Genomic DNA, 23,423 nt, shown 5'->3' with positions numbered 1-23,423 from the left:
CTCTCCGACCGGGAGGCCGATGCCGCACGCCAGCACCCGTGTCCCCCCGACACGCACCCGTAGCGTACCGGAACCGCCGATCCGCCGTGAATCCGCTGTCCGGGCGCTGGTAGATTCCGACCCGTGTCTGCACCTTCTCCTTCGTCCACCAAGTACGCCTTCGTCGTCGCCTCGAACCGCCTCCCGGTGGACCGGGTCGTCGACCAGGACGGCAACGAGGGATGGCGGCACTCGCCGGGTGGCCTCGTCACCGCACTCGAACCCGTGATGCGCGCGAACGACGGCGCCTGGGTCGGCTGGGTCGGCCAGCCCGAGGTCGAGGTCGAGCCGTTCGACAACGAGGGCATCCACATCGTGCCGGTCCCGCTGTCCGATGAGGACGTCGAGGAGTACTACGAGGGCTTCAGCAACGACACGCTGTGGCCGCTCTACCACGACGTCATCGAGCACCCGAGCTACCACCGCGACTGGTGGAACGCGTACAAGCGGGTCAACGAGCGCTTCGCCACCCAGATCGCCGAGATCACCGAGCAGGACGGCATCGTCTGGGTGCAGGACTACCAGCTACAGCTCGTTCCGGCGTTGCTCCGTGCCAAGCGTCCCGACCTGACGATCGGGTTCTTCAACCACATCCCGTTCCCGCCCGTCGGCATCTACGCCCAGCTGCCCTGGCGCGCGCAGATCCTCGACGGCCTGCTCGGCGCCGACGTCATCGGCTTCCAGCGCCACGACGACGCGAGCGACTTCCTCCGCGCGGTCCGCCACATCAAGGGCTACACGACGAAGGGGCAGACGATCGACGTGCCCGTCGACGACCCGGACGCCCCGCGCAGCCGCAAGGGCATCACGGTCCGCCACGTCGAGGCCCGCCACTTCCCGATCTCGATCGACGCCGAGAGCTTCGAGGCGATCGCCCGCCGACCCGAGGTGCAGGAGCGTGCCCGCGAGATCCGCGAGAGCCTCGGCAACCCGAAGACGGTCCTGCTCGGGGTCGACCGCCTCGACTACACCAAGGGCATCCGGCACCGCATCAAGGCCTTCGGCGAACTCGTCGAGGACGGCCGCATCAAGGTCGAGGACGCCGCACTCATCCAGGTCGCCAGCCCGAGCCGCGAGCGCGTCGACACCTACGCCACGCTCCGCGACGAGATCGAGCTGAGCGTCGGCCGCATCAACGGCGACCTCGGGGTCATCGGCCACCAGCCGATCTCGTACCTGCACCACGGCTACCCGCGCGAGGAGATGGTCGCGCTCTACCTGGCGGCCGACATCATGCTCGTCACCGCGCTGCGGGACGGCATGAACCTCGTCGCCAAGGAGTACGTCGCAGCGCGGTTCGACAGCGACGGGGTGCTCATCCTGTCCGAGTTCGCCGGCGCCGCCGACGAACTGAAGCAGGCCGTCATCGTCAACCCGCACGACATCGGCGCGTTGAAGGACAGCATCGAGCGCGCGATCGAGATGCCGCGCCGCGAGCGCTCCACGCGGATGCGTGCGCTCCGCAAGCGGGTCCGGGACAACGACGTCGCGCGCTGGTCGCGCTCGTTCCTCGAGGCGCTCGACCGCCACGCCCCGCGGAACGCCCAGCTCGACCCGTCCGCCGTCGACCCGGCGGACCGACACCGTGAGGCGCAGACCGACAACATGTCGATCTTCGACCAGGACGCACAGTCCGCCAGGGCTGCCGAGGACACCCGGGAGGCACGTGATGACTGAGCAGACCACACACGTCGACGAGACGGCGGCTCCAGGGCTCGACGCCGCGCTGGACGCGCTGGCCCGCGCCGGGCGCGTGATCGTCGCCCTCGACTTCGACGGCACGCTCGCGCCCTTCGCCGACGAGCCGTCGCAGGTCGGCGCCCTGCCGGGGTCCTGGGCGGCGGTCCTCACGCTGCACCGCGCGAAGGACACCGAGGTGGTGCTCGTCTCGGGCCGTCCGCTCGGCAGCCTCGCGGCCGTGTCGCACGCGCCGCAGGACATGGCGCTCGTCGGGTCGCACGGCGTCGAGTGGCGCGTGGACGGCCACGACGAGGCGGCCCTCACCGACGACGAGGTCGCACGGGTCGCACGGATCGGTGCGGCGCTCGACGAGGTCGGCGCCCGCTACCCGGGCGTGGTCATCGAGCACAAGCCGGCCGGCCACGGTGTGCACACCCGTCGGGTGAGCGCCGAGGTCGCCGCGCAGGCGAACGCGGATGCGAGCCGAGCGGCGCACGAGGCCGACCCCGACGTGCTCGAACGCGGCGGCAAGGACATCGTCGAGTTCGCCGTCCGGCACGTCACCAAGGGCGACGCCATCGCGCGGTTGCGCGAGCTCCACGGTGCCGACGCGGTGTTCTTCGCCGGTGACGACGTCACCGACGAGGACGGCTTCCGCGTGCTCGGCGACGGCGACGTCGGCGTGAAGGTGGGTCCGGGGGAGACGCGTGCCGGCTACCGCATCGCGGACCCGGCGGCCCTGACCGGCGTCCTGAAGCAGCTCGCTCGCGCGCGGTTCGCTCAGTGAACCGCGCCAGCGGTTCGCGACGCGCGCCGAGGGAGCCTGCGACCGAGGTTGCGTGATGCGACGCGCTGACCAGGGTGATCCGGGCCTCCCGGTCGGGGTCCAGAACATGCGAACGCATGTTGATGTCCAACTGGTATCCCAAAGCGTCCTAGACTCGCTCCATGCCTGATATCGACGTCAAGCCGCGCAGCCGGGTCGTCACCGACGGGATCGAAGCAACCACCTCGCGTGGCATGCTGCGGGCCGTCGGTATGGGAGACGAGGACTGGAGCAAGCCGCAGATCGGCATCGCGTCCTCGTGGAACGAGATCACGCCCTGCAACCTCTCGCTCGACCGCCTCGCGCAGGGCGCCAAGGAAGGCGTCCACTCCGGTGGTGGCTACCCGCTGCAGTTCGGCACCATCTCGGTCTCGGACGGCATCTCGATGGGCCACGAGGGCATGCACTTCTCGCTCGTCTCGCGTGAGGTCATCGCCGACAGCGTCGAGACCGTCGTCAACGCCGAGCGCCTGGACGGCACCGTCCTGCTCGCCGGCTGCGACAAGTCCCTGCCGGGCATGCTCATGGCCGCCGCGCGCCTCGACCTCGCGAGCGTGTTCCTCTACGCGGGCTCGGTCATGCCGGGCTACGTGAAGCAGGCCGACGGCACGATGAAGGAAGTCACGATCATCGACTCCTTCGAGGGCGTCGGTGCCTGCAAGGCCGGCACCATGTCCGAGGAGGAGCTGAAGAAGATCGAGTGCGCCATCGTCCCGGGCGAGGGCGCCTGCGGTGGCATGTACACGGCCAACACCATGGCGAGCGTGGCCGAGGCCCTCGGCATGTCGCTGCCGGGCTCCGCCGCCCCGCCGAGCGCCGACCGTCGCCGTGACTACTACGCGCACCGCTCCGGCGAGGCCGTCGTCAACATGCTCGAGCACGGCATCACCGCTCGCCAGATCCTCACGAAGGACGCCTTCGAGAACGCGATCGCCGTCGCGATGGCGCTCGGTGGTTCGACGAACGTCATCCTGCACCTGCTCGCCATCGCCTACGAGGCCGAGGTCGAGCTCTCGCTGGACGACTTCAACCGCATCGGCTCGAAGGTCCCGCACCTGGCCGACATGAAGCCCTTCGGCAAGTACGTCATGGTCGACGTGGACCGCAACGGCGGCATCCCGGTGATCATGAAGGCGCTGCTCGACGCCGGCCTGCTGCACGGCGACTGCCTGACCGTGACGGGCAAGACCGTCGCCGAGAACCTGGCCGAGATCGACCCGCCGGCGCTCGACGGCGAGGTCTTCCGCACGCTCGACAACCCGATCCACGAGACTGGCGGCCTGACGGTCCTGCAGGGGACCTTCGCCCCCGAGGGTGCCGTGGTGAAGACCGCGGGCTTCGACGCCGAGGTGTTCGAGGGCCCCGCACGGGTGTTCGACCGCGAGCGCGCCGCGATGGACGCCCTCACCGAGGGGAAGATCCAGAAGGGCGACGTCGTCGTCATCCGATACGAGGGCCCCAAGGGCGGCCCGGGCATGCGCGAGATGCTCGCCATCACCGCGGCCATCAAGGGCGCGGGCCTCGGCAAGGATGTACTACTCTTGACCGACGGACGATTCTCAGGCGGCACAACCGGCCTGTGCATCGGCCACATCGCACCCGAGGCAGTGGACGCAGGTCCAGTTGCCTTCGTGCGCGATGGCGACCGCATCCGTGTCGACATCGCGGCTCGCTCGCTCGACCTACTGGTCGACCCGACCGAGCTGGAGGCCCGCCGTGACGGCTGGGCCCCGCTGCCCCCGCGCTACACCCGCGGAGTCCTCGCGAAGTACGCCAAGCTCGTCAAGTCCGCCGCCCAGGGCGCGGTCACGGGCTAGCGTTCGACACACGCACCATCGCCACCTCTCCAGGCAAGGACCACCTCATGCCCACGGAAGCAACTCCGCTGTCCGCGGCCGCCGGTGCACGCCGGTCGCCGGAGATCCTGACCGGCTCGGGAGCCGTCCTCCGGACGCTCGAGCACCTCGGGATCACCGACGTCTTCGGCCTGCCCGGCGGTGCGATCATCCCGTTCTACGACGAGCTCATGGCGTCGAAGACGATCCGCCACATCCTCGTCCGCCACGAGCAGGGCGCCGGACACGCCGCCGAGGGCTACGCCTCGGCGTCCGGCAAGGTCGGCGTCGCCATCGCGACGTCGGGCCCCGGCGCGACGAACCTCGTCACGGCGATCGCCGACGCCTACATGGACTCGGTGCCGTTCATCGCGATCACCGGCCAGGTGTTCTCGACGCTGATGGGGACCGACGCGTTCCAGGAAGCCGACATCGTCGGCATCACGATGCCGATCACGAAGCACTCGTTCCTGGTCACCGACCCGGCCGACGTGCCCGCGACCCTGGCCGCGGCGCACCTCATCGCGACGACCGGTCGTCCCGGCCCCGTGCTGGTGGACATCACGAAGGACGCCCAGCAGAAGTCGGCGCCCTACGTCTGGCCGCCCAAGATCGACCTGCCGGGCTACCGGCCGGTCACCAAGGCGCACGGCAAGCAGATCACCGCGGCCGCGCAGCTCCTGGCCGAGGCCGAGCGCCCGGTGCTCTACGTCGGTGGTGGCGTCATCCGCTCCCGCGCGACCGCCGAGCTCCTCCGCTTCGCCGAGGCGACGGGTGCGCCCGTCGTGACGACGCTGATGGCACGAGGGGCCTTCCCCGACTCGCACCCGCAGCACCTCGGCATGCCCGGCATGCACGGCACCGTCCCGGCGGTGCTCGGGCTGCAGGACAGCGACCTCATCATCGCGCTCGGCGCCCGGTTCGACGACCGCGTGACCGGCAAGGCCGACGAGTTCGCGCCGAACGCCAAGGTCGTCCACGTCGACATCGACCCCGCCGAGATCTCGAAGATCCGCTTCGCCGACGTCCCGATCGTGGGCGACGCGAAGGAGGTCCTGGTCGACCTGCTCGACGCCTGGGGCGGCATCGCCGTCGACGACCGCGCCTCGACGGCCGACTGGTGGGCGAAGCTCCACCAGCTCAAGGTCGACTTCCCGCTCGGGTACGCGGAGCCGACCGACGGTCTGCTCGCCCCGCAGGCCATCATCAAGCGCATCGGCGAGCTCTCCGGTCCCGAGGCGGTCTACGCCTCCGGTGTCGGGCAGCACCAGATGTGGTCGGCGCAGTTCATCAAGTACGAGCGCCCGAACGCGTGGCTGAACTCCGGCGGCGCGGGCACGATGGGCTACTCCGTCCCCGCGGCGATGGGTGCGAAGGTCGCCGAGCCGGACCGTGTGGTCTGGGCGATCGACGGCGACGGCTGCTTCCAGATGACGAACCAGGAACTCGCGACCTGCGTCATCAACGACATCCCGATCAAGGTCGCGATCATCAACAACTCGTCGCTCGGCATGGTGCGGCAGTGGCAGACGCTGTTCTACGACGGCCGCCACTCGTTCACCGACCTCGAGACCGGCCACGACTCGCGCCGCGTGCCCGACTTCGTGAAGCTGGCCGACGCGTACGGCGCCCTCGGCATCCGCGTCGAGAAGGCGGACGAGGTCGACGCGGCCATCCAGCTCGCGCTCGAGACGAACGACCGCCCCGTGGTGATCGACTTCGTCGTGAGCCGTGACTCGATGGTGTGGCCGATGGTCCCGCAGGGAGTCAGCAACTCGTCCATCGAGTACGCCCAGGCCCTCGCACCCACCTGGGACGACGAGGACGCCGACATGACGGGGGAAACCGCATGAGCCACGTCCTGTCCCTCCTCGTCGAGGACAAGCCCGGTCTGCTGACCCGCGTCGCCGGCCTGTTCGCCCGCCGCGGGTTCAACATCGAGTCGCTCGCCGTCGGCAACACCGAGGTCGACGGCCTCAGCCGGATCACCGTCGTCGTCGACGTCGAGGACCTCCCGCTCGAGCAGGTGACGAAGCAGCTCAACAAGCTCGTCAACGTCATCAAGATCGTCGAACTGGACTTCTCGCAGTCCGTCCAGCGCGAGCACATGCTCGTCAAGGTCCGCGTCGACAACCAGACGCGGTCGGCCGTGCTCGAGGCAGTGAACCTGTTCCGCGCACAGGTCGTCGACGTCGCGAACGACTCGCTCATCGTCGAGGTGACCGGAGACCCCGGCAAGATCCAGGCGATCCTCCGCGTCCTCGAGCCCTACGGCATCAAGGAGCTGGCCCGTGCGGGCCTGCTCGGCATGGGACGCGGACCGAAGAGCATCACCGACCGGGTGCGCTGACCAGCGGTCCGCCACCCCCACAGACCACCAGAACCAAGGAGACACACCCTCGTGACTGACATCGTGTACGACGCCGACGCCGACCTGACGCTCATCCAGGGCAAGAAGGTCGCCGTCATCGGCTACGGCTCGCAGGGCCACGCCCACGCCCTCAACCTCCGTGACTCGGGTGTCGAGGTCAAGATCGGCCTCAAGGAGGGCTCGAAGAGCCGCCAGAAGGCCGAAGAGGCCGGTTTCGAGGTCCTCACCCCGGCCGACGTCACCGCCTGGGCCGACGTCGTCGTCATCCTCGCGCCGGACCAGGTCCAGCGCATCGTCTACGCCGAGGACATCCGCCCGAACCTCAAGCCGGGCGCGACGCTCGTCTTCGGCCACGGCTTCAACATCCGCTTCGGTTACATCGAGGCGCCCGAGGGCGTCGACGTGTCGCTCGTCGCCCCGAAGGGCCCGGGTCACACCGTCCGACGCGAGTACGAGGCCGGCCGCGGCGTCCCCGTCATCGTCGCCGTCGAGGTCGACGCGTCGGGTTCCGCCTGGGACCTCGCGTGGTCGTACTCCAAGGCCATCGGTGGTCTGCGCTCCGGCGGCATCAAGACGACCTTCACCGAGGAGACCGAGACCGACCTGTTCGGCGAGCAGGCCGTCCTGTGCGGTGGCACCTCGCAGCTCATCCAGTACGGCTTCGAGACCCTCGTCGAGGCGGGCTACCAGCCGCAGATCGCCTACTTCGAGGTCCTGCACGAGCTCAAGCTGATCGTCGACCTGATCTGGGAGGGCGGCCTCACCAAGCAGCGCTGGTCGATCTCGGACACCGCCGAGTTCGGTGACTACGTCTCCGGCCCGCGCGTGATCTCGCCCGACGTCAAGGAGAACATGAAGGCGGTGCTCGCGGACATCCAGAACGGTGCCTTCGCGAAGCGCTTCATCGACGACCAGGACGCCGGCGCCCCCGAGTTCAAGGCGCTCCGCGCCAAGGGCGAGGGCCACCCGATCGAGGCGACCGGCCGCGAGCTGCGCGCGCTCTTCGCGTGGAAGCAGAACGACGGCGACTACGTGGACGGCTCCGCAGCGCGGTAGTCTTCCGAGGAACACTCGATGACGAGGCGGCGGTGCAGCCCTTGCACCGCCGCCTCGCGACGTGACCCGAACGTTATGCAGCAGCTCTTCTCCAGCCCCGACGCCGTGGACCGGCGTCCCTTCGGCGTGCGCCCGGACGATGCGCGACAGCCGTCGGCCGTGATCCGCACGTGCGGTCAGGGGCGGACCGACCAGCATGGGATGATCATCGGATGGCGGTGACGAAACGAGCGGTCCACATCGGCGCCGGCAAGATCGGGCGCGGGTTCGTGGGCCAGTTCCTCGTGGCGAGCGGCTACGAGCTCACCTTCGTCGACGTCGACGACCGTGTGGTGTCCGCGTTGAACGAAGCCGGACGCTTCGTGGTGCACGAGGTCGGCGAGATGCCGGTCGAGCACCTCGTCTACGGCTTCCGGGCGCTCAGCAGCAAGACCGACCGCGACCGCGTGGTCCAGGCCATCGCCGAGGCGGACGTCGTGACGACCGCCGTCGGCGCTCGCACACTCCCGCTCGTCGCGCCGCTCATCGCCGAGGGGCTCGCGGCCCGGCCGCTCGAGCGTGGCGACGTGACGGTCGTGGCGTGCGAGAACGCGTTCAACGCCACCGACTCCCTGCACGCGAGCATCCGTCGTGCGCCGGTGCTCGAGGACCGCGACATCGCCGCCGTGTTCGCGAACTGCGCGATCGACCGCATCGTCCCCGACCAGTCCGGCGTGCTCGGCCAGTCCGGTGGCCTCGACGTCGTCCTCGAGCCCTTCTACGAGTGGGTCATCGAGCGCACGCCGTTCCTCGGCTCCGACGCCGAACCCCCGACGATCGAGGGCGTCACGTGGGTCGACGACCTGCAGCCCTTCGTCGAGCGCAAGCTCTACACGGTCAACACCGCGCACGCGACGGCCGCCTACCACGGCTACGTCCGCGGCATCCGGCTGATCCGCGAAGCCCTCGAGGACGATGCCGTCCGTGCCGAGGTCGACGGTGTCCTCGCCGAGACCACCGCACTGCTCGTGGCGAAGCACGGCTTCGACCCGGAGGAGCACGCGCGCTACGTCGCGGCGAACCTGTCGCGCATCGCGAACCCGCACCTGCCCGACACCACCGTGCGCGTCGGACGGAACCCGCTCCGCAAGCTCGGCCGGCGCGAGCGGTTCGTCGGGCCGGCCGCACAGCTCGCCGAACGGGGCCTGCCCGTCGGTCACCTGCTCGGGGCCGTCCGCGTCGCGCTCGCGTTCGACGACGAGAACGACCCGGAGTCGATCGAGCTGCACGCGCTGCTCCGCTCCGGCGCGACGGCGCACGCGCTCACCGAGATCCTCACCGGACTGATGGAGAGCCACCCGCTGTTCCCCGCCGTGCGCGAGGTCGTCGCCGAGGTGCTCCAGACGCAGCCCGCCGACGCCTGAGCGGTCGTCCCACCGGGAACCCGTGGTCTCCCCGTGCGCCGGTCCCTCGTAGGATCGAGGCATGAACACGGCAGCATCCCCACCCGACGGGTCGGTCGACCCGGACGTGACGAACGCCGTCGACCACGACGACGAGGCGCTCAGCTGGGGTGACGCCGACGACGCCACCCACGTCGACGCCGCGCACAACCCGGTCGCCGTCAAGGACCGTGGCGACCGCGACCCCGAGGCACCGGAGACCTCCGGCGCACTCGTCGGGTTCGGCGTGTTCGGCGGGCTCTACCTGCTCTACACCGTCGCCTGGCTGCTGACGGCGTCCACGTCGTACGTCTCGGGTGTCGACACCGTCCTGACGGTCTTCGTCGAGGTCCTGCGGTTCCTCGCCATCCTCGCGCCGGCGCTGTGGTTCACGGTCGTGCTGTGGGCCGCCCGGGGCAGCCGGACCCGGACGCGACTGCTCTGGATGCTGCTCGGTGCCGTCGTGCTGTTCCCGTGGCCGTTCCTGCTGACGAGGAGCTTCGGGTGACCGCCGCGACGCCGGCCGCACGCCGGTCGCCCGGCCCGGTCGTCGGCCGCGTCGCCGTCTGGGTCGTGTTCGCGGTGCTGTTCGCCTACATGACGGTGCAGGCGGTGGGGAACCTCACGCAGATCTCGCAGCGGGTGGACGAGTTCAACGCCTTCCTCGCGACGACCTCGGGCGGGGAATCGCTGCAGGCGAGCACGCCCTGGCTGTGGCTGGTCCTGGACATCCTGATCGCCCCCGTCGCGTTCGTGGCCGCCCTGGTGATCACGCGTCGTGCGCGGCTGACCGTGACCGTCGCCGTGTTCGTCCTCGCCTTCGCGGCAGCCGGCGCGCTGTGGCTCGACCTGCAGCTGTTCGTGCCGAGCCTGCTGCAGTTCTAGACGAGCGCGGTCGTAACGGACCGCGCACGTCGATAGCATGGTGGGATACCAACCGTCTCTCGTGAGGAAACAGCAGCTGTGTCGAAGCCGGTCGTCCTGATCGCCGAAGAACTCTCGCCCGCCACGGTCGACGCCCTCGGGCCCGACTTCGAGATCCGAAACGTGGACGGCACCGACCGGCCCGCGCTCCTGTCGGCCCTCGCCGACGCGGATGCCGTGCTGGTGCGTTCCGCCACCAAGGTCGATGCCGAGGCGATCGCCGCGGCCCCGAACCTCAAGGTCGTCGCCCGTGCCGGTGTCGGCCTGGACAACGTCGACATCAAGGCGGCGACCACCGCCGGTGTGATGGTGGTGAACGCTCCGACGTCGAACATCATCTCCGCCGCCGAGCTCACCGTCGGGCACATCCTGTCGCTCGCCCGCCACATCCCGGCCGCGCACGCGTCGCTGGCCGCCGGCGCCTGGAAGCGCTCGTCCTACACGGGCGTCGAGCTCTACGAGAAGACCGTCGGGATCATCGGTCTCGGCCGCATCGGCGCGCTCATCACGCAGCGCCTGCAGGCCTTCGGCGTCCAGGTCATCGCCTACGACCCCTACGTCACGACGGCTCGCGCCCAGCAGCTCGGGGTCGAGCTCGTCTCCCTCGACGACCTGCTGCGGCGTGCCGACTTCGTCACGATCCACATGCCGCGCACCCCCGAGACCCTCGGCATGATCTCGGACGACCAGTTCGCGCTCATGAAGCCGACGGCGTTCGTCGTGAACGTCGCCCGCGGCGGTCTGATCGACGAGGACGCCCTGCACCGCGCACTGACCGCGAACACCATCGCGGGCGCCGGCCTCGACGTCTTCGTGTCGGAGCCGCCGAAGGACTCCCCGCTCGTCTCGCTGCCCAACGTCGTCGTCACGCCGCACCTCGGTGCCTCGACCGACGAAGCGCAGGAGAAGGCCGGCGTCTCGGTCGCGAAGTCGGTGCGCCTCGCGCTCGGCGGCGAGCTCGTGCCGGACGCGGTCAACGTCGCCGGTGGCGTCATCGACCCGTACGTCCGTCCGGGCATCCCGCTGGTCGAGAAGCTCGGTCAGGTCTTCACGGCCCTCGCCACCTCGCCCGTGACGAGCATCGACGTCGAGGTCCACGGCGAGCTCGCCGAGTACGACGTCAGCGTGCTCAAGCTCGCAGCGCTCAAGGGCGTCTTCACCGACGTCGTCAGCGACCAGGTGTCGTACGTCAACGCCCCGCTCATCGCGGAGCAGCGCGGCGTCACCGTGCGGCTCATCACCGAGACCGACAGCCCCGAGTACCGCAACGTGCTCACGATCCGCGGCGCCCAGTCCGACGGCCCGGCGATCAGCGTCTCCGGCACGCTCACGGGCCCGAAGCAGGTCGAGAAGCTCGTCGAGATCAACGGCCACGACGTCGAGGTCCCGCTCGACCGGCACCACGTCGTCATGGAGTACGTCGACCGCCCCGGCATCGTCGCGGTCTACGGCAAGGAGTTCGGCGAGGCCGGCATCAACATCGCGGCGATGCAGATCTCGCGCGAAGCCGCCGGCGGACAGGCGCTCAGCGTCCTGACCGTCGACTCCCCGGTGCCCGCCGAGATCCTCGAGCACGTCGGCCGGGCCATCGACGCCTCCTCGCTCCGCGAGATCGACATCACGCTCTGATGGACGTCCGGACGCTCAAGCTCGCGGTGATCCGCGGGGACGGCATCGGACCAGAGGTCGTCGACGAGGCGCTCAAGGTCCTGCACGCCGTGACCCCGGACGACCTCGTCATCGAGGAGACCCCGTTCTCCCTCGGCGCGACGCGGTACCTCGAGACCGGTGACATCCTCACCGAGGACGACATGTCCGCCATCGCATCGCACGACGCGATCCTGCTCGGCGCGGTCGGTGGGGACCCGCGCGACCCCCGGCTGGCCGGCGGGATCATCGAGCGTGGACTCCTGCTGAAGCTGCGCTTCGCGTTCGACCACTACGTCAACCTGCGGCCGACCAAGGTGTACGACGCCGTCGCGACGCCGCTCGCCGCACCGGGCGCGGTCGACTTCGTCGTCGTGCGCGAGGGCACCGAGGGGCCGTACGTCGGCAACGGCGGTGCGATCCGGTCGGGGACCCCGCAGGAGATCGCGACCGAGGTCTCGCTGAACACCGCGTTCGGTGTCGAGCGGGTCGTGCGGTACGCCTTCGACCTGGCGGACCGTCGGGCACGGAAGCACCTGACGCTCGTGCACAAGAGCAACGTCCTGGTGCACGCCGGCGCCCTGTGGCAGCGCACGGTCGCGGCCGTCGGGGCGGAGTTCCCGGACGTCACGGTGGACTACCAGCACGTCGACGCGGTGACGATCCACATGGTGAGGGAACCTGCTAGGTTCGACGTCATCGTCACCGACAACCTCTTCGGCGACATCATCACCGACCTGGCCGGCGCGATCAGCGGCGGCATCGGTCTGGCGGCCTCGGGCAACATCAACCCGGACGGCACCTTCCCCAGCATGTTCGAGCCGGTCCACGGCTCCGCGCCGGACATCGCGGGTCAGCAGAAGGCCGATCCGACGGCCGCCATCCTCTCCGTCGCCCTGCTGCTCGACCACATCGGCCGCAGTGACCTCGCGACGGCGGTGACGCGGGCCGTCGAGGCGGACCTGGCAGACCGGGGCACCACGCAGCGTCGCACGGCCGAGATCGGCGACGCCATCGCCGCCGCGGCCACGGCACGCACCACCACCGCCTGAGAAGGAGCCCTCCCCATGAGCACCGACACCGCCTTCGGACTCGAGTTCGCCACCACCCCGTCCGCGGACCGTCGCGCCGCAGCCGAGCGCGAGGAGATCCTCGCCGACCCGGGCTTCGGCAAGCACTTCACGGACCACATGGCCACCGTCGAGTGGACGCTCGACGACGGCTGGCACAGTGCCTCGATCCACCCGTACGGGCCGCTCACGCTCGACCCGAGCGCCAGCGTGCTGCACTACGCGCAGGAGATCTTCGAGGGGCTCAAGGCGTACCGGCACGCGGACGGCTCGGTGTGGTCGTTCCGCCCGGACGCCAACGCTCGCCGGTTCCAGCGGTCTGCCCGCCGGCTGGCGCTGCCGGAACTGCCGGTCGAGGCGTTCGTCGAGTCGATCCGACAGATCGTGCAGGCCGACGTCGACTGGGTGCCGTCCGCGCCAGAGACGAGCCTGTACCTGCGGCCCTTCATGATCGCGACCGAGTCGTTCCTGGGGGTGCGGGCGGCCCAGGCGGTGGCCTACCACTGCATCGCCAGCCCGGCAGGGGCGTACTTCACCTCCGGCCCGAAGCCGGTCTCGATCTGGCTGTCCACCCAGTACGCCCGCGCGGGCAAGGGCGGGACCGGTGCCGCCAAGACGGGCGGCAACTACGCGTCGTCGTTGCTGCCCCAGCAAGAGGCGTACGAGCACGGGTGCCAGCAGGTCATGTTCCTCGACTCGGTCGAGGGCAAGTACCTCGAAGAGCTGGGCGGCATGAACGTCGTGCTCGTGCGGTCCGACGGAACGCTCGTCACGCCCGACTCCGACTCGATCCTCGAGGGCATCACGCGCGACTCGATCCTGCAGTTGGCGGAGGACCGCGGCCTCACGGTCGAGAAGCGCCGCGTGACCCTCGACGAATGGCGCGACGGTGTGGCCGACGGCTCCATCACCGAAGCGTTCGCGTGCGGGACGGCCGCCGTCGTGACCCCGATCGCGGAACTCCGCGGCGAGGGCTTCACGATCGGCTCGCCGACCCAGGGCGCCGGGGAACTCACCATGTCCCTGCGCGACGAGCTCACCGACATCCAGTACGGCCGTCGTCCCGACCCGCACGGGTGGATGACGAAGCTGACCGACGCGTCCTGATCGACGCTCGGGCGTGGGTAGGGTCGAACGGTGAAGATCGCACGGTTCAGCAGCAAGGGTGAAGACCCCCGGTACGGCATCCTCGACGAACGGCACCTGGTGGTGCTCGCGGGAGACCCCATGTACCAGGGGTTCGAGACCACGGGGGAGCGCGTCGCACTCGCCGACGCCAAGCTCCTCGCCCCCGTCATCCCGCGGTCGAAGGTCATCGGGGTGGGGCTCAACTACCTCGAGCACGCTTCGGAGATGGACGAGCGTGCCGGCGACGACCCGGTGGTGTTCCTCAAGCCGAACACCTCGGTGATCGGGCCGGACGAGCCCATCCGCCTGCCGGCCGACATCGGTCGCGTCGACCACGAGGGCGAACTCGCCATCGTGATCGGTTCGCTCGCCAAGAACGTCCGGCGCGAGGACTTCGCGAGCGTCGTCCTCGGGTACACGATCGCGAACGACGTGACGGCCCGCGACCTACAGGCCCGCGACGGGCAGTGGACGCGGTCGAAGGGGTTCGACACGTTCTGCCCGCTCGGCCCGGTCATCGAGACCGAGATCGACCCGTCGGACATCCGCATCGAGACCCGGGTGGACGGCGACCTGCGTCAGGCGGGCTCGACGAACGAGATGGTCCACGACATCCCGTCGCTCGTCGAGTTCGTGTCGTCGATCTGGACCCTGCTGCCCGGAGACGTGATCCTGACCGGTACCCCGGCGGGCGTCGGTCAGATCCGCGACGGCGAGGTCGTCGAGGTGACGATCTCCGGTATCGGCACACTCAAGAACCCCGTGATCGCCCGCCACTGACACGGCTCGTCACGGCAACGGCCCGTTCCCCTCGGGGGAGCGGGCCGTTCCGCGTCCGCGGGCCGATCGGGGCGACACGCCCGGGATGCCGCCTGGCTTGGCGCAGCCGTCCGCCCCTGCGTAAAGTAATCACTCGTTGCCACGGCGGCGGAGAACGGAACGGCTGAGACGGTCCCTGGGTTCACCCGGAGACCTTGTCCGCCACGGTTCTTCCCCGGGTAGCGGATTTCACAGCCTCTCTGGCGGAGCATCTTCGGGTGTCGAGTGGGGAGTGCGTCTGGTCCTTGAGAACTCAACAGCGTGCACATTGTCAATGCCAATTTATTGATTGACCTCGTGCCTGGCCTTCCTTCGGGTTGGTTGGGTTTGAGACAATTCCTTTTGGATTGAAGATTGTCAGTAGACAGTCAACAGTCAGAATCAACTCGGTCTGACACTTTCGAGTGTTGGGTCTGTATTTTTTTACGGAGAGTTTGATCCTGGCTCAGGACGAACGCTGGCGGCGTGCTTAACACATGCAAGTCGAACGATGATGCCCAGCTTGCTGGGTGGATTAGTGGCGAACGGGTGAGTAACACGTGAGTAACCTGCCCCTGACTCTGGGATAAGCGTTGGAAACGACGTCTAATACTGGATATGATCACTGGCCGCATGGTCTGGTGGTGGAAAGATTTTTTGGTTGGGGATGGACTCGCGGCCTATCAGCTTGTTGGTGAGGTAATGGCTCACCAAGGCGACGACGGGTAGCCGGCCTGAGAGGGTGACCGGCCACACTGGGACTGAGACACGGCCCAGACTCCTACGGGAGGCAGCAGTGGGGAATATTGCACAATGGGCGAAAGCCTGATGCAGCAACGCCGCGTGAGGGATGACGGCCTTCGGGTTGTAAACCTCTTTTAGTAGGGAAGAAGCGAAAGTGACGGTACCTGCAGAAAAAGCACCGGCTAACTACGTGCCAGCAGCCGCGGTAATACGTAGGGTGCAAGCGTTGTCCGGAATTATTGGGCGTAAAGAGCTCGTAGGCGGTTTGTCGCGTCTGCTGTGAAATCCCGAGGCTCAACCTCGGGCTTGCAGTGGGTACGGGCAGACTAGAGTGCGGTAGGGGAGATTGGAATTCCTGGTGTAGCGGTGGAATGCGCAGATATCAGGAGGAACACCGATGGCGAAGGCAGATCTCTGGGCCGTAACTGACGCTGAGGAGCGAAAGCATGGGGAGCGAACAGGATTAGATACCCTGGTAGTCCATGCCGTAAACGTTGGGCGCTAGATGTAGGGACCTTTCCACGGTTTCTGTGTCGTAGCTAACGCATTAAGCGCCCCGCCTGGGGAGTACGGCCGCAAGGCTAAAACTCAAAGGAATTGACGGGGGCCCGCACAAGCGGCGGAGCATGCGGATTAATTCGATGCAACGCGAAGAACCTTACCAAGGCTTGACATACACCGGAAACGGCCAGAGATGGTCGCCCCCTTGTGGTCGGTGTACAGGTGGTGCATGGTTGTCGTCAGCTCGTGTCGTGAGATGTTGGGTTAAGTCCCGCAACGAGCGCAACCCTCGTTCTATGTTGCCAGCGGGTTATGCCGGGGACTCATAGGAGACTGCCGGGGTCAACTCGGAGGAAGGTGGGGATGACGTCAAATCATCATGCCCCTTATGTCTTGGGCTTCACGCATGCTACAATGGCCGGTACAAAGGGCTGCGATACCGTAAGGTGGAGCGAATCCCAAAAAGCCGGTCTCAGTTCGGATTGAGGTCTGCAACTCGACCTCATGAAGTCGGAGTCGCTAGTAATCGCAGATCAGCAACGCTGCGGTGAATACGTTCCCGGGCCTTGTACACACCGCCCGTCAAGTCATGAAAGTCGGTAACACCCGAAGCCGGTGGCCTAACCCTTGTGGAAGGAGCCGTCGAAGGTGGGATCGGTGATTAGGACTAAGTCGTAACAAGGTAGCCGTACCGGAAGGTGCGGCTGGATCACCTCCTTTCTAAGGAGCATCTGGCCTCGTGGTGTCCCTTCATTGGGGCACGCATGGTCCAGGCGCCTGATTCGGACCGAACGTGTCCGACGGGTAGCTCATGGGTGGAACATTGACAGTGCAGCTGGTACCGATGGTGCTGGCCTCAGTACGCTCCGCTTGCGGGGTTGGAACGGGTTGGTGTCGCACGGGCTGGCTGGTGCACGTTGTTGGGTCCTGAGGGACCAGGCTTCCTGATCTGCTGTGAGGCGGGTTGGGGGTTGGGCCGCATGGAGTGATCCGTGGTGTGTCCTTCGTTGGGCCGCATGAAGCACTGTCACTGGACGGTGGGGAGTGTGGTGCCGATCGTATGTTGAGAACTACACAGTGGACGCGAGCATCTTTGATTCGCGTCATCCAATCGATCTGAGGTCTTCGGGCTGATGGTTGTGGGTGATGACGGATCGCAATTTTAATCTTTGTGGTCAAGTTTCTAAGAGCAAACGGTGGATGCCTTGGCATCTGGAGCCGAAGAAGGACGTAGAAATCTGCGATAAGCCTCGGGGAGCTGATAATCGAGCCCTGATCCGAGGATTTCCGAATGGGGAAACCCCGCTGGGCGCTTTTGTGACCTGGTGACTCCCGCCTGAATATATAGGGCGGGTAGAGGGAACGTGGGGAAGTGAAACATCTCAGTACCCACAGGAAGAGAAAACAACATGTGATTCCGTGAGTAGTGGCGAGCGAAAGCGGATGAGGCTAAACCGATCATGTGTGATAGCCGGCGGGCGTTGCATGGTCGGGGTTGTGGGACACGTCACTCAGTTCTGCCGGACTGGGGCGGTTACAGCGCATCATAGTCGAACCGGTTTGAAAGCCGGGCCGTAGTGGGTGCCAGCCCCGTAGACGAAATGGTGTTATGGCCGGATGTGTATCCCAAGTAGCACGGGGCCCGAGAAATCCCGTGTGAATCTGTCAGGACCACCTGATAAGCCTAAATACTCCCAGATGACCGATAGCGGACAAGTACCGTGAGGGAAAGGTGAAAAGTACCCCGGGAGGGGAGTGAAATAGTACCTGAAACCGTTTGCTTACAAACCGTCGGAGCCTCCTTAGTAGGGGTGACGGCGTGCCTTTTGAAGAATGAGCCTGCGAGTTAGTGATATGTGGCGAGGTTAACCCGTGTGGGGCAGCCGTAGCGAAAGCGAGTCTGAATAGGGCGTTTGAGTCGCATGTTCTAGACCCGAAGCGAAGTGATCTATCCATGGCCAGGTTGAAGCGACGGTAAGACGTCGTGGAGGACCGAACCCACTTCAGTTGAAAATGGAGGGGATGAGCTGTGGATAGGGGTGAAAGGCCAATCAAACTTCGTGATAGCTGGTTCTCTCCGAAATGCATTTAGGTGCAGCGTTGCGTGTTTCTCGCCGGAGGTAGAGCTACTGGATGGCCGATGGGCCTCAACAGGTTACTGACGTCAGCCAAACTCCGAATGCCGGTGAGTGAGAGCGCAGCAGTGAGACGGTGGGGGATAAGCTTCATCGTCGAGAGGGAAACAACCCAGACTACCAACTAAGGTCCCTAAGCGTGTGCTAAGTGGGAAAGGATGTGGAGTTGCATAGACAACCAGGAGGTTGGCTTAGAAGCAGCCACCCTTGAAAGAGTGCGTAATAGCTCACTGGTCAAGTGATTCCGCGCCGACAATGTAACGGGGCTCAAGCACACCACCGAAGTTGTAGATTTCGCACATTGACAAGCCTTCGTGGTTCAGTCGTGCGGAGTGGTAGGAGAGCGTCGTGTGGCGAGTGAAGCGGCGGAGTGATCCAGCCGTGGACGCTACACGAGTGAGAATGCAGGCATGAGTAGCGAAAGACGGGTGAGAAACCCGTCCTCCGAAAGACCAAGGGTTCCAGGGCCAGGTTAATCCGCCCTGGGTAAGTCGGGACCTAAGGCGAGGCCGACAGGCGTAGTCGATGGACAACGGGTTGATATTCCCGTACCGGCGAACAACCGCCCAAGCTAATCCAGTGGTGCTAAGAGTCCTAACCCGGTACAACCGGATCCCTTCGGGGTGATGGTGGCCGGTCTAACGCTCGACCCCATGCTGGTGCGGTTAGCGTATGAACAGGTGTGACGCAGGAAGGTAGCTGAGCCAGGCGATGGTATCCGTAAGGTGAACCTGGTGTAAGGATGTAGGGCTGACGATAGGCAAATCCGTCGTCTGTGTGCCTGAGATCCGACGCGTACCCGTAAGGGGAAATCAGTGATCCTATGCTGCCGAGAAAAGCATCGACGCGAGGTTGCAGCCGCCCGTACCCGAAACCGACTCAGGTGGTCAGGTAGAGAATACCAAGGAGATCGAGAGAATCGTGGTTAAGGAACTCGGCAAAATGCCCCCGTAACTTCGGGAGAAGGGGGGCCGGACACGTGACCGGATTTACTCCGTGAGCGTTGAAGGCCGCAGAGACCAGTGGGAAGCGACTGTTTACTAAAAACACAGGTCCGTGCGAAGTCGCAAGACGATGTATACGGACTGACGCCTGCCCGGTGCTGGAAGGTTAAGAGGAAGGGTTAGCCTTTGGGCGAAGCTCTGAATTTAAGCCCCAGTAAACGGCGGTGGTAACTATAACCATCCTAAGGTAGCGAAATTCCTTGTCGGGTAAGTTCCGACCTGCACGAATGGCGTAACGACTTCCCAGCTGTCTCAACCGCGAACTCGGCGAAATTGCACTACGAGTAAAGATGCTCGTTACGCGCAGCAGGACGGAAAGACCCCGTGACCTTTACTACAGTTTGGTATTGGTGTTCGGTGTGGCTTGTGTAGGATAGGTGGGAGACTGTGAAGCGGGCACGCTAGTGTTCGTGGAGTCATTGTTGAAATACCACTCTGGTCACTCTGGATGTCTAACGTAGGACCCTGATCGGGTTCATGGACAGTGCCTGATGGGTAGTTTAACTGGGGCGGTTGCCTCCCAAAGAGTAACGGAGGCGCCCAAAGGTTCCCTCAACCTGGTTGGCAATCAGGTGGCGAGTGTAAGTGCACAAGGGAGCTTGACTGTGAGACTGACAGGTCGAGCAGGGACGAAAGTCGGGACTAGTGATCCGGCAGTGGCTTGTGGAAGCGCTGTCGCTCAACGGATAAAAGGTACCTCGGGGATAACAGGCTGATCTTGCCCAAGAGTCCATATCGACGGCATGGTTTGGCACCTCGATGTCGGCTCGTCGCATCCTGGGGCTGGAGTAGGTCCCAAGGGTTGGGCTGTTCGCCCATTAAAGCGGTACGCGAGCTGGGTTTAGAACGTCGTGAGACAGTTCGGTCCCTATCCGCTGCGCGCGTTGGAAATTTGAGAAGATCTATCCCTAGTACGAGAGGACCGGGATGGACGAACCTCTGGTGTGTCAGTTGTTCTGCCAAGGGCACCGCTGATTAGCTACGTTCGGACCGGATAACCGCTGAAAGCATCTAAGCGGGAAGCCGTCTTCGAGATGAGATTTCCATGCACCTTGAGTGTGAGAGGCTCCCAGCAGACTACTGGGTTGATAGGCCGGATGTGGAAGCGGGGACTAACGACCCGTGGAGCTGACCGGTACTAATAAGCCGAAGACTTGATAACACACTGATTTCCGTGCACGTGTTGCACGGGCTCGCGTCCACTTTGTGGTTCCCGACAGACGATCGGGAATCAAACTGAATAACTCAGCTACAGCTGGGACATGTTTGAGACCAGATCATGGTCGACAGTGTTCCGGTGGTCATAGCGAGAGGGAAACGCCCGGTCACATTCCGAACCCGGAAGCTAAGCCTCTCAGCGCCGATGGTACTGCAAGGGGGACCTTGTGGGAGAGTAGGACGCCGCCGGACTTAACGTGGTAACACCAGGGAACCCCTGACCAGCACTGGTCAGGGGTTTTCTGCGTTCACGACCGCTCCGGAGCGGGGCGTGACGGTAGCATTGGCGGGTCATGACTGCGCCATTCACCACTGCTTCCGGGTCCGAGATCCGTGTCCGTTTCTGCCCGAGCCCGACGGGGACCCCGCACGTGGGGCTCATCCGCACGGCGCTCTTCAACTGGGCGTACGCGCGCCACACCGGCGGCAAGCTCGTGTTCCGCATCGAGGACACCGACGCCGCCCGTGACAGCGAGGAGTCGTACGCGCAGATCCTCGACGCGCTGCGCTGGCTCCGGCTCGACTGGGACGAGGGCGTCGACGCCGGCGGGGAGCACGGTCCGTACCGACAGTCGGAGCGCACGGCGATCTACGACGACGTCATCGCGAAGCTGAAGGCGTCCGGGCACGTCTACGAGTCCTTCGTCACCCCCGAGGAGATGGAGGCCCGCAACAAGGCCGCCGGACGCGATCCCAAGCAGGGGTACGACAACCACGAGCGGGACCTCACCGAGGCCGAGCGCCAGGCGTTCCGCGACCAGGGCCGCGAGCCGGCGCTCCGGCTCCGGGTGCCGGACCGTGACCTGAGCTTCGACGACCTGGTGCGTGGCGAGATCACCTTCAAGCAGGGGACGTTCCCCGACTTCGTGGTCGTCCGGCCGAACGGCAAGCCGCTGTACACGTTCACGAACCCGGTGGACGACGCCCTGATGGGCATCACGCACGTGCTGCGCGGCGAGGACCTGCTGTCCTCCACCCCGCGGCAGATCGCCCTGTACGAGGCGCTGTACGAGATCGGGCTCGCTCCGTCGATCCCGGTGTTCGGTCACCTGCCGTACGTGATGGGCGAGGGCAACAAGAAGCTCTCCAAGCGTGACCCCGAGGCGAACCTGTTCCACCACCGGGACGCCGGCATGATCCCCGAGGGGCTCGTCAACTACCTGGCGCTGCTCGGTTGGTCGATCGGTGCCGACCGCGACGTCTTCTCGATCGACGAGATGGTGGCGGCGTTCGAGGTCACCGACGTCAACCCGAACCCCGCACGCTTCGACCACAAGAAGGCCGAGGCGATCAACGGCGACCACATCCGACTGCTCGACGCCGCGGACTTCCGGTCCCGTCTGCTGCCCTACCTGACCGACCTCGTCGCCGATCCGCCCACCGCGGAGCAGCTCGAGGTCCTGACGAAGGCGGCTCCGCTCGTCCAGGAGCGCATGCAGCTGCTCGGCGAGGCGCCGGCGATGCTCGGGTTCCTGTTCACCGACGACGCCGACCTGGTGGTCGAGGACGACGCGCTGGCATCGCTCAAGGGCGACACCGCCGCGGTGCTCACGGCCGGCATCGCTGCGCTCGAGCAGCTCGACGACTGGCGCACCGAGGCGATCGAGGCCGCGCTCCGCACCGCGCTCATCGACGACCTCGGACTGAAGCCCCGTGTCGCCTTCGGCCCGCTGCGCGTGGGGGTGTCCGGTCGCCGGATCAGCCCGCCGCTCTTCGAGTCGATGGAGATCCTCGGCAAGGAGTCCACCCTGACGCGGCTCCGCGCCCTCGCGGCCCGCTGAGCGGGGCACGATGAGCACCGCGGGAAGCGCTGCAGGGAGCCCGGACGAGCCGAGCACGCCGGTCGTCCACGACGTCGCGGTCATCGGTGCCGGACCCGCCGGGTTGAGCGCTGCGCTCAACCTGGTACGGGCGAAGCGGACGGTGCTCCTCGTGGACGCCAACCGGCCGCGCAACGCCGCGACCCTGCGCTCGCACGGCTTCCTGACGCGTGACGGGGTCTCGCCGCTCGAGCTCCGGAAGCTCGGCCGTGTCGAGGTCGAGGCGTACCCGGAGGCGACGGTCGTGCAGGCCGTGGTCGACCTCGTGACGCCCGACGCCGACGGCTGGCGGCTGCACGGGACCTGGCGCGGCACCGAGGTGGATGCGCGGGCGAGGACCGTCGTCGTCGCCACGGGGCTGCGCGAGGAGTTCCCGGCGCTGCCGATGCTCCGCGCGTTCTACGGCACCGCGGTGCACAGCTGCGTCGAGTGCGATGCGTACGACAAGGCGGGGCAGCCCCTCGCGTTCATCTGCGAGACCGACGACGTCGTGGACCGTGCGCTGCTCATCGCGGCGTGGACGGACGACCTGATCGTCTACACGAACGGCGTGGCGCCGCTCGACGACGCCGGGCGTGCGCGCTTGGCTCGTGCCGGTGTCGTGATCGACGAGCGGGTGATCGAGGACCTCGAGGGGGACCGGACCGGGATGACCGGAGTCCGGCTCGTCGACGGCCACGTGGAGCCGCGCACGGGCGGTTTCGTCCGACCGACGTGGCACGCCGACCTCGACTGGCTGCACACGACCGCCGGCACCGGTACCGGCCCGGACACCGACACGCCCGGCGCGCTGACCGCCCTCGAGCGCGATGCGCAGGGGCTCCTCGTCGTCGACCGGGTCGGCCGGACGACGGTCCCCGGGCTGTACGCCGTGGGGGACGTGACCCCTCCCGGGCCGGAGCAGCTCATCGTGGCGGCCGGGCACGGAGCCGCGACGGCCGCTGCGGTACACCGTGACCTCGTGGGTGGTCTTGCGGACCTCCGGGATGCTGTACAGTAGTTGATCGTGCCCCGGACAACGGGGCCGGAAGGCCAGCAGGCCTTTTGGGGTATGGTGTAATTGGCAACACAGCGGTTTCTGGTACCGTCGTTCTTGGTTCGAGTCCAGGTACCCCAGCACTCGAAGAACAGCCCCCGGGAGGTCCCGGGGGCTGTTCTCGTTTCACCGGAGATCCGAAGGCTCCGGACAGCGCGTTCCGAGGTTGC

General features: G+C 66.5%; 15 protein-coding genes, 1 tRNA gene and 3 rRNA genes. All 19 read left to right on the top strand.

The window, feature by feature from the left end:
• The first annotated feature begins 123 nt into the window (after positions 1–123).
• The 19 genes from otsA to ACXKZB_RS12130 all read left to right on the top strand — a co-directional run bounded on the left by otsA (position 124) and on the right by ACXKZB_RS12130 (position 23,334).
• Positions 124–1,716, top strand: a complete 1,593-nt coding sequence (gene otsA, locus ACXKZB_RS12220) for an alpha,alpha-trehalose-phosphate synthase (UDP-forming) (RefSeq protein ID WP_396288804.1) — start codon at positions 124–126, stop codon at positions 1,714–1,716.
• Positions 1,709–2,506 carry a trehalose-phosphatase gene (gene otsB / locus ACXKZB_RS12215; protein WP_488823290.1) on the top strand — a complete coding sequence of 266 codons (798 nt, stop codon included), beginning with the start codon at positions 1,709–1,711 and terminating at the stop codon, positions 2,504–2,506. The genes otsA and otsB overlap by 8 nt, the downstream gene beginning before the upstream one ends.
• Positions 2,507–2,667: 161 nt before the next feature.
• Positions 2,668–4,362, top strand: coding sequence for a dihydroxy-acid dehydratase (gene ilvD, locus ACXKZB_RS12210; RefSeq protein WP_488823289.1), 1,695 nt, complete (start codon positions 2,668–2,670; stop codon positions 4,360–4,362).
• Positions 4,363–4,409: 47 nt separating this feature from the next.
• Positions 4,410–6,233 carry an acetolactate synthase large subunit gene (locus tag ACXKZB_RS12205; RefSeq protein WP_123313671.1) on the top strand — a complete coding sequence of 608 codons (1,824 nt, stop codon included), beginning with the start codon at positions 4,410–4,412 and terminating at the stop codon, positions 6,231–6,233.
• The gene (gene ilvN, locus ACXKZB_RS12200; protein WP_022907763.1) at positions 6,230–6,730 is read left to right on the top strand and encodes an acetolactate synthase small subunit; all 501 of its coding nucleotides are present in this window, start codon (positions 6,230–6,232) and stop codon (positions 6,728–6,730) included. Before ACXKZB_RS12205 ends, ilvN begins: the two co-directional genes overlap by 4 nt.
• Before the next feature lie 51 nt (positions 6,731–6,781).
• The gene (ilvC, locus tag ACXKZB_RS12195) at positions 6,782–7,807 is read left to right on the top strand and encodes a ketol-acid reductoisomerase (RefSeq protein ID WP_123313670.1); all 1,026 of its coding nucleotides are present in this window, start codon (positions 6,782–6,784) and stop codon (positions 7,805–7,807) included.
• A 212-nt stretch (positions 7,808–8,019) separates the two neighbouring features.
• Entirely contained in the window at positions 8,020–9,210 is a 1,191-nt protein-coding gene (locus ACXKZB_RS12190; protein WP_123313669.1) for a mannitol-1-phosphate 5-dehydrogenase, read from the top strand.
• Between the two features lie 61 nt (positions 9,211–9,271).
• Entirely contained in the window at positions 9,272–9,736 is a 465-nt protein-coding gene (locus ACXKZB_RS12185; RefSeq protein ID WP_111085937.1) for a hypothetical protein, read from the top strand.
• Positions 9,733–10,113, top strand: a complete 381-nt coding sequence (locus ACXKZB_RS12180) for a hypothetical protein (RefSeq protein ID WP_222657970.1) — start codon at positions 9,733–9,735, stop codon at positions 10,111–10,113. The genes ACXKZB_RS12185 and ACXKZB_RS12180 overlap by 4 nt, the downstream gene beginning before the upstream one ends.
• Positions 10,114–10,191: 78 nt before the next feature.
• Positions 10,192–11,781: a phosphoglycerate dehydrogenase gene (serA, locus tag ACXKZB_RS12175; RefSeq protein WP_123292272.1), complete on the top strand. Its 1,590-nt coding sequence runs from the start codon at positions 10,192–10,194 to the stop codon at positions 11,779–11,781.
• Positions 11,781–12,851, top strand: coding sequence for a 3-isopropylmalate dehydrogenase (locus tag ACXKZB_RS12170; RefSeq protein WP_488823288.1), 1,071 nt, complete (start codon positions 11,781–11,783; stop codon positions 12,849–12,851). The genes serA and ACXKZB_RS12170 overlap by 1 nt, the downstream gene beginning before the upstream one ends.
• A gap of 15 nt (positions 12,852–12,866) precedes the next feature.
• Positions 12,867–13,976 carry a branched-chain amino acid aminotransferase gene (locus tag ACXKZB_RS12165; RefSeq protein WP_488823287.1) on the top strand — a complete coding sequence of 370 codons (1,110 nt, stop codon included), beginning with the start codon at positions 12,867–12,869 and terminating at the stop codon, positions 13,974–13,976.
• A 30-nt stretch (positions 13,977–14,006) separates the two neighbouring features.
• Positions 14,007–14,777: a fumarylacetoacetate hydrolase family protein gene (locus ACXKZB_RS12160; RefSeq protein ID WP_111085932.1), complete on the top strand. Its 771-nt coding sequence runs from the start codon at positions 14,007–14,009 to the stop codon at positions 14,775–14,777.
• A gap of 461 nt (positions 14,778–15,238) precedes the next feature.
• A 16S ribosomal RNA gene (locus ACXKZB_RS12155) occupies positions 15,239–16,760 on the top strand.
• A gap of 453 nt (positions 16,761–17,213) precedes the next feature.
• Positions 17,214–20,341 (top strand): 23S ribosomal RNA (locus ACXKZB_RS12150).
• Positions 20,342–20,472: 131 nt separating this feature from the next.
• A 5S ribosomal RNA gene (gene rrf, locus ACXKZB_RS12145) occupies positions 20,473–20,589 on the top strand.
• The 16S, 23S and 5S rRNA genes sit together here, the layout of an rRNA operon.
• A gap of 101 nt (positions 20,590–20,690) precedes the next feature.
• Positions 20,691–22,178 carry a glutamate--tRNA ligase gene (gene gltX, locus ACXKZB_RS12140; RefSeq protein ID WP_488823286.1) on the top strand — a complete coding sequence of 496 codons (1,488 nt, stop codon included), beginning with the start codon at positions 20,691–20,693 and terminating at the stop codon, positions 22,176–22,178.
• A 10-nt stretch (positions 22,179–22,188) separates the two neighbouring features.
• A complete protein-coding gene (locus ACXKZB_RS12135) occupies positions 22,189–23,217 on the top strand; it encodes an NAD(P)/FAD-dependent oxidoreductase (RefSeq protein WP_488823285.1) in 1,029 nt (342 codons plus the stop codon).
• A gap of 45 nt (positions 23,218–23,262) precedes the next feature.
• Positions 23,263–23,334, top strand: a tRNA-Gln gene (locus tag ACXKZB_RS12130).
• Positions 23,335–23,423 lie beyond the last annotated feature (89 nt).

The sequence above is a fragment of the Curtobacterium sp. ABR8 genome, assembly GCF_057812125.1.
The sequence above is the reverse complement of the archived record's forward strand: the minus strand, read 5'-3'. Positions and strand labels throughout refer to the sequence as shown.

Bases quoted from the DNA above. Each gene is read 5' to 3' on its own strand.
- gltX (WP_488823286.1), top strand. From the start codon at position 20,691: ATGACTGCGCCATTCACCACTGCTTCCGGGTCCGAGATCCGTGTCCGT.
- ilvN (WP_022907763.1), top strand. From the start codon at position 6,230: ATGAGCCACGTCCTGTCCCTCCTCGTCGAGGACAAGCCCGGTCTGCTG.
- ACXKZB_RS12205 (WP_123313671.1), top strand. From the start codon at position 4,410: ATGCCCACGGAAGCAACTCCGCTGTCCGCGGCCGCCGGTGCACGCCGG.
- otsB (WP_488823290.1), top strand. From the start codon at position 1,709: ATGACTGAGCAGACCACACACGTCGACGAGACGGCGGCTCCAGGGCTC.
- ilvD (WP_488823289.1), top strand. From the start codon at position 2,668: ATGCCTGATATCGACGTCAAGCCGCGCAGCCGGGTCGTCACCGACGGG.
- ACXKZB_RS12190 (WP_123313669.1), top strand. From the start codon at position 8,020: ATGGCGGTGACGAAACGAGCGGTCCACATCGGCGCCGGCAAGATCGGG.
- ACXKZB_RS12170 (WP_488823288.1), top strand. From the start codon at position 11,781: ATGGACGTCCGGACGCTCAAGCTCGCGGTGATCCGCGGGGACGGCATC.
- ACXKZB_RS12165 (WP_488823287.1), top strand. From the start codon at position 12,867: ATGAGCACCGACACCGCCTTCGGACTCGAGTTCGCCACCACCCCGTCC.
- ACXKZB_RS12135 (WP_488823285.1), top strand. From the start codon at position 22,189: ATGAGCACCGCGGGAAGCGCTGCAGGGAGCCCGGACGAGCCGAGCACG.
- ACXKZB_RS12185 (WP_111085937.1), top strand. From the start codon at position 9,272: ATGAACACGGCAGCATCCCCACCCGACGGGTCGGTCGACCCGGACGTG.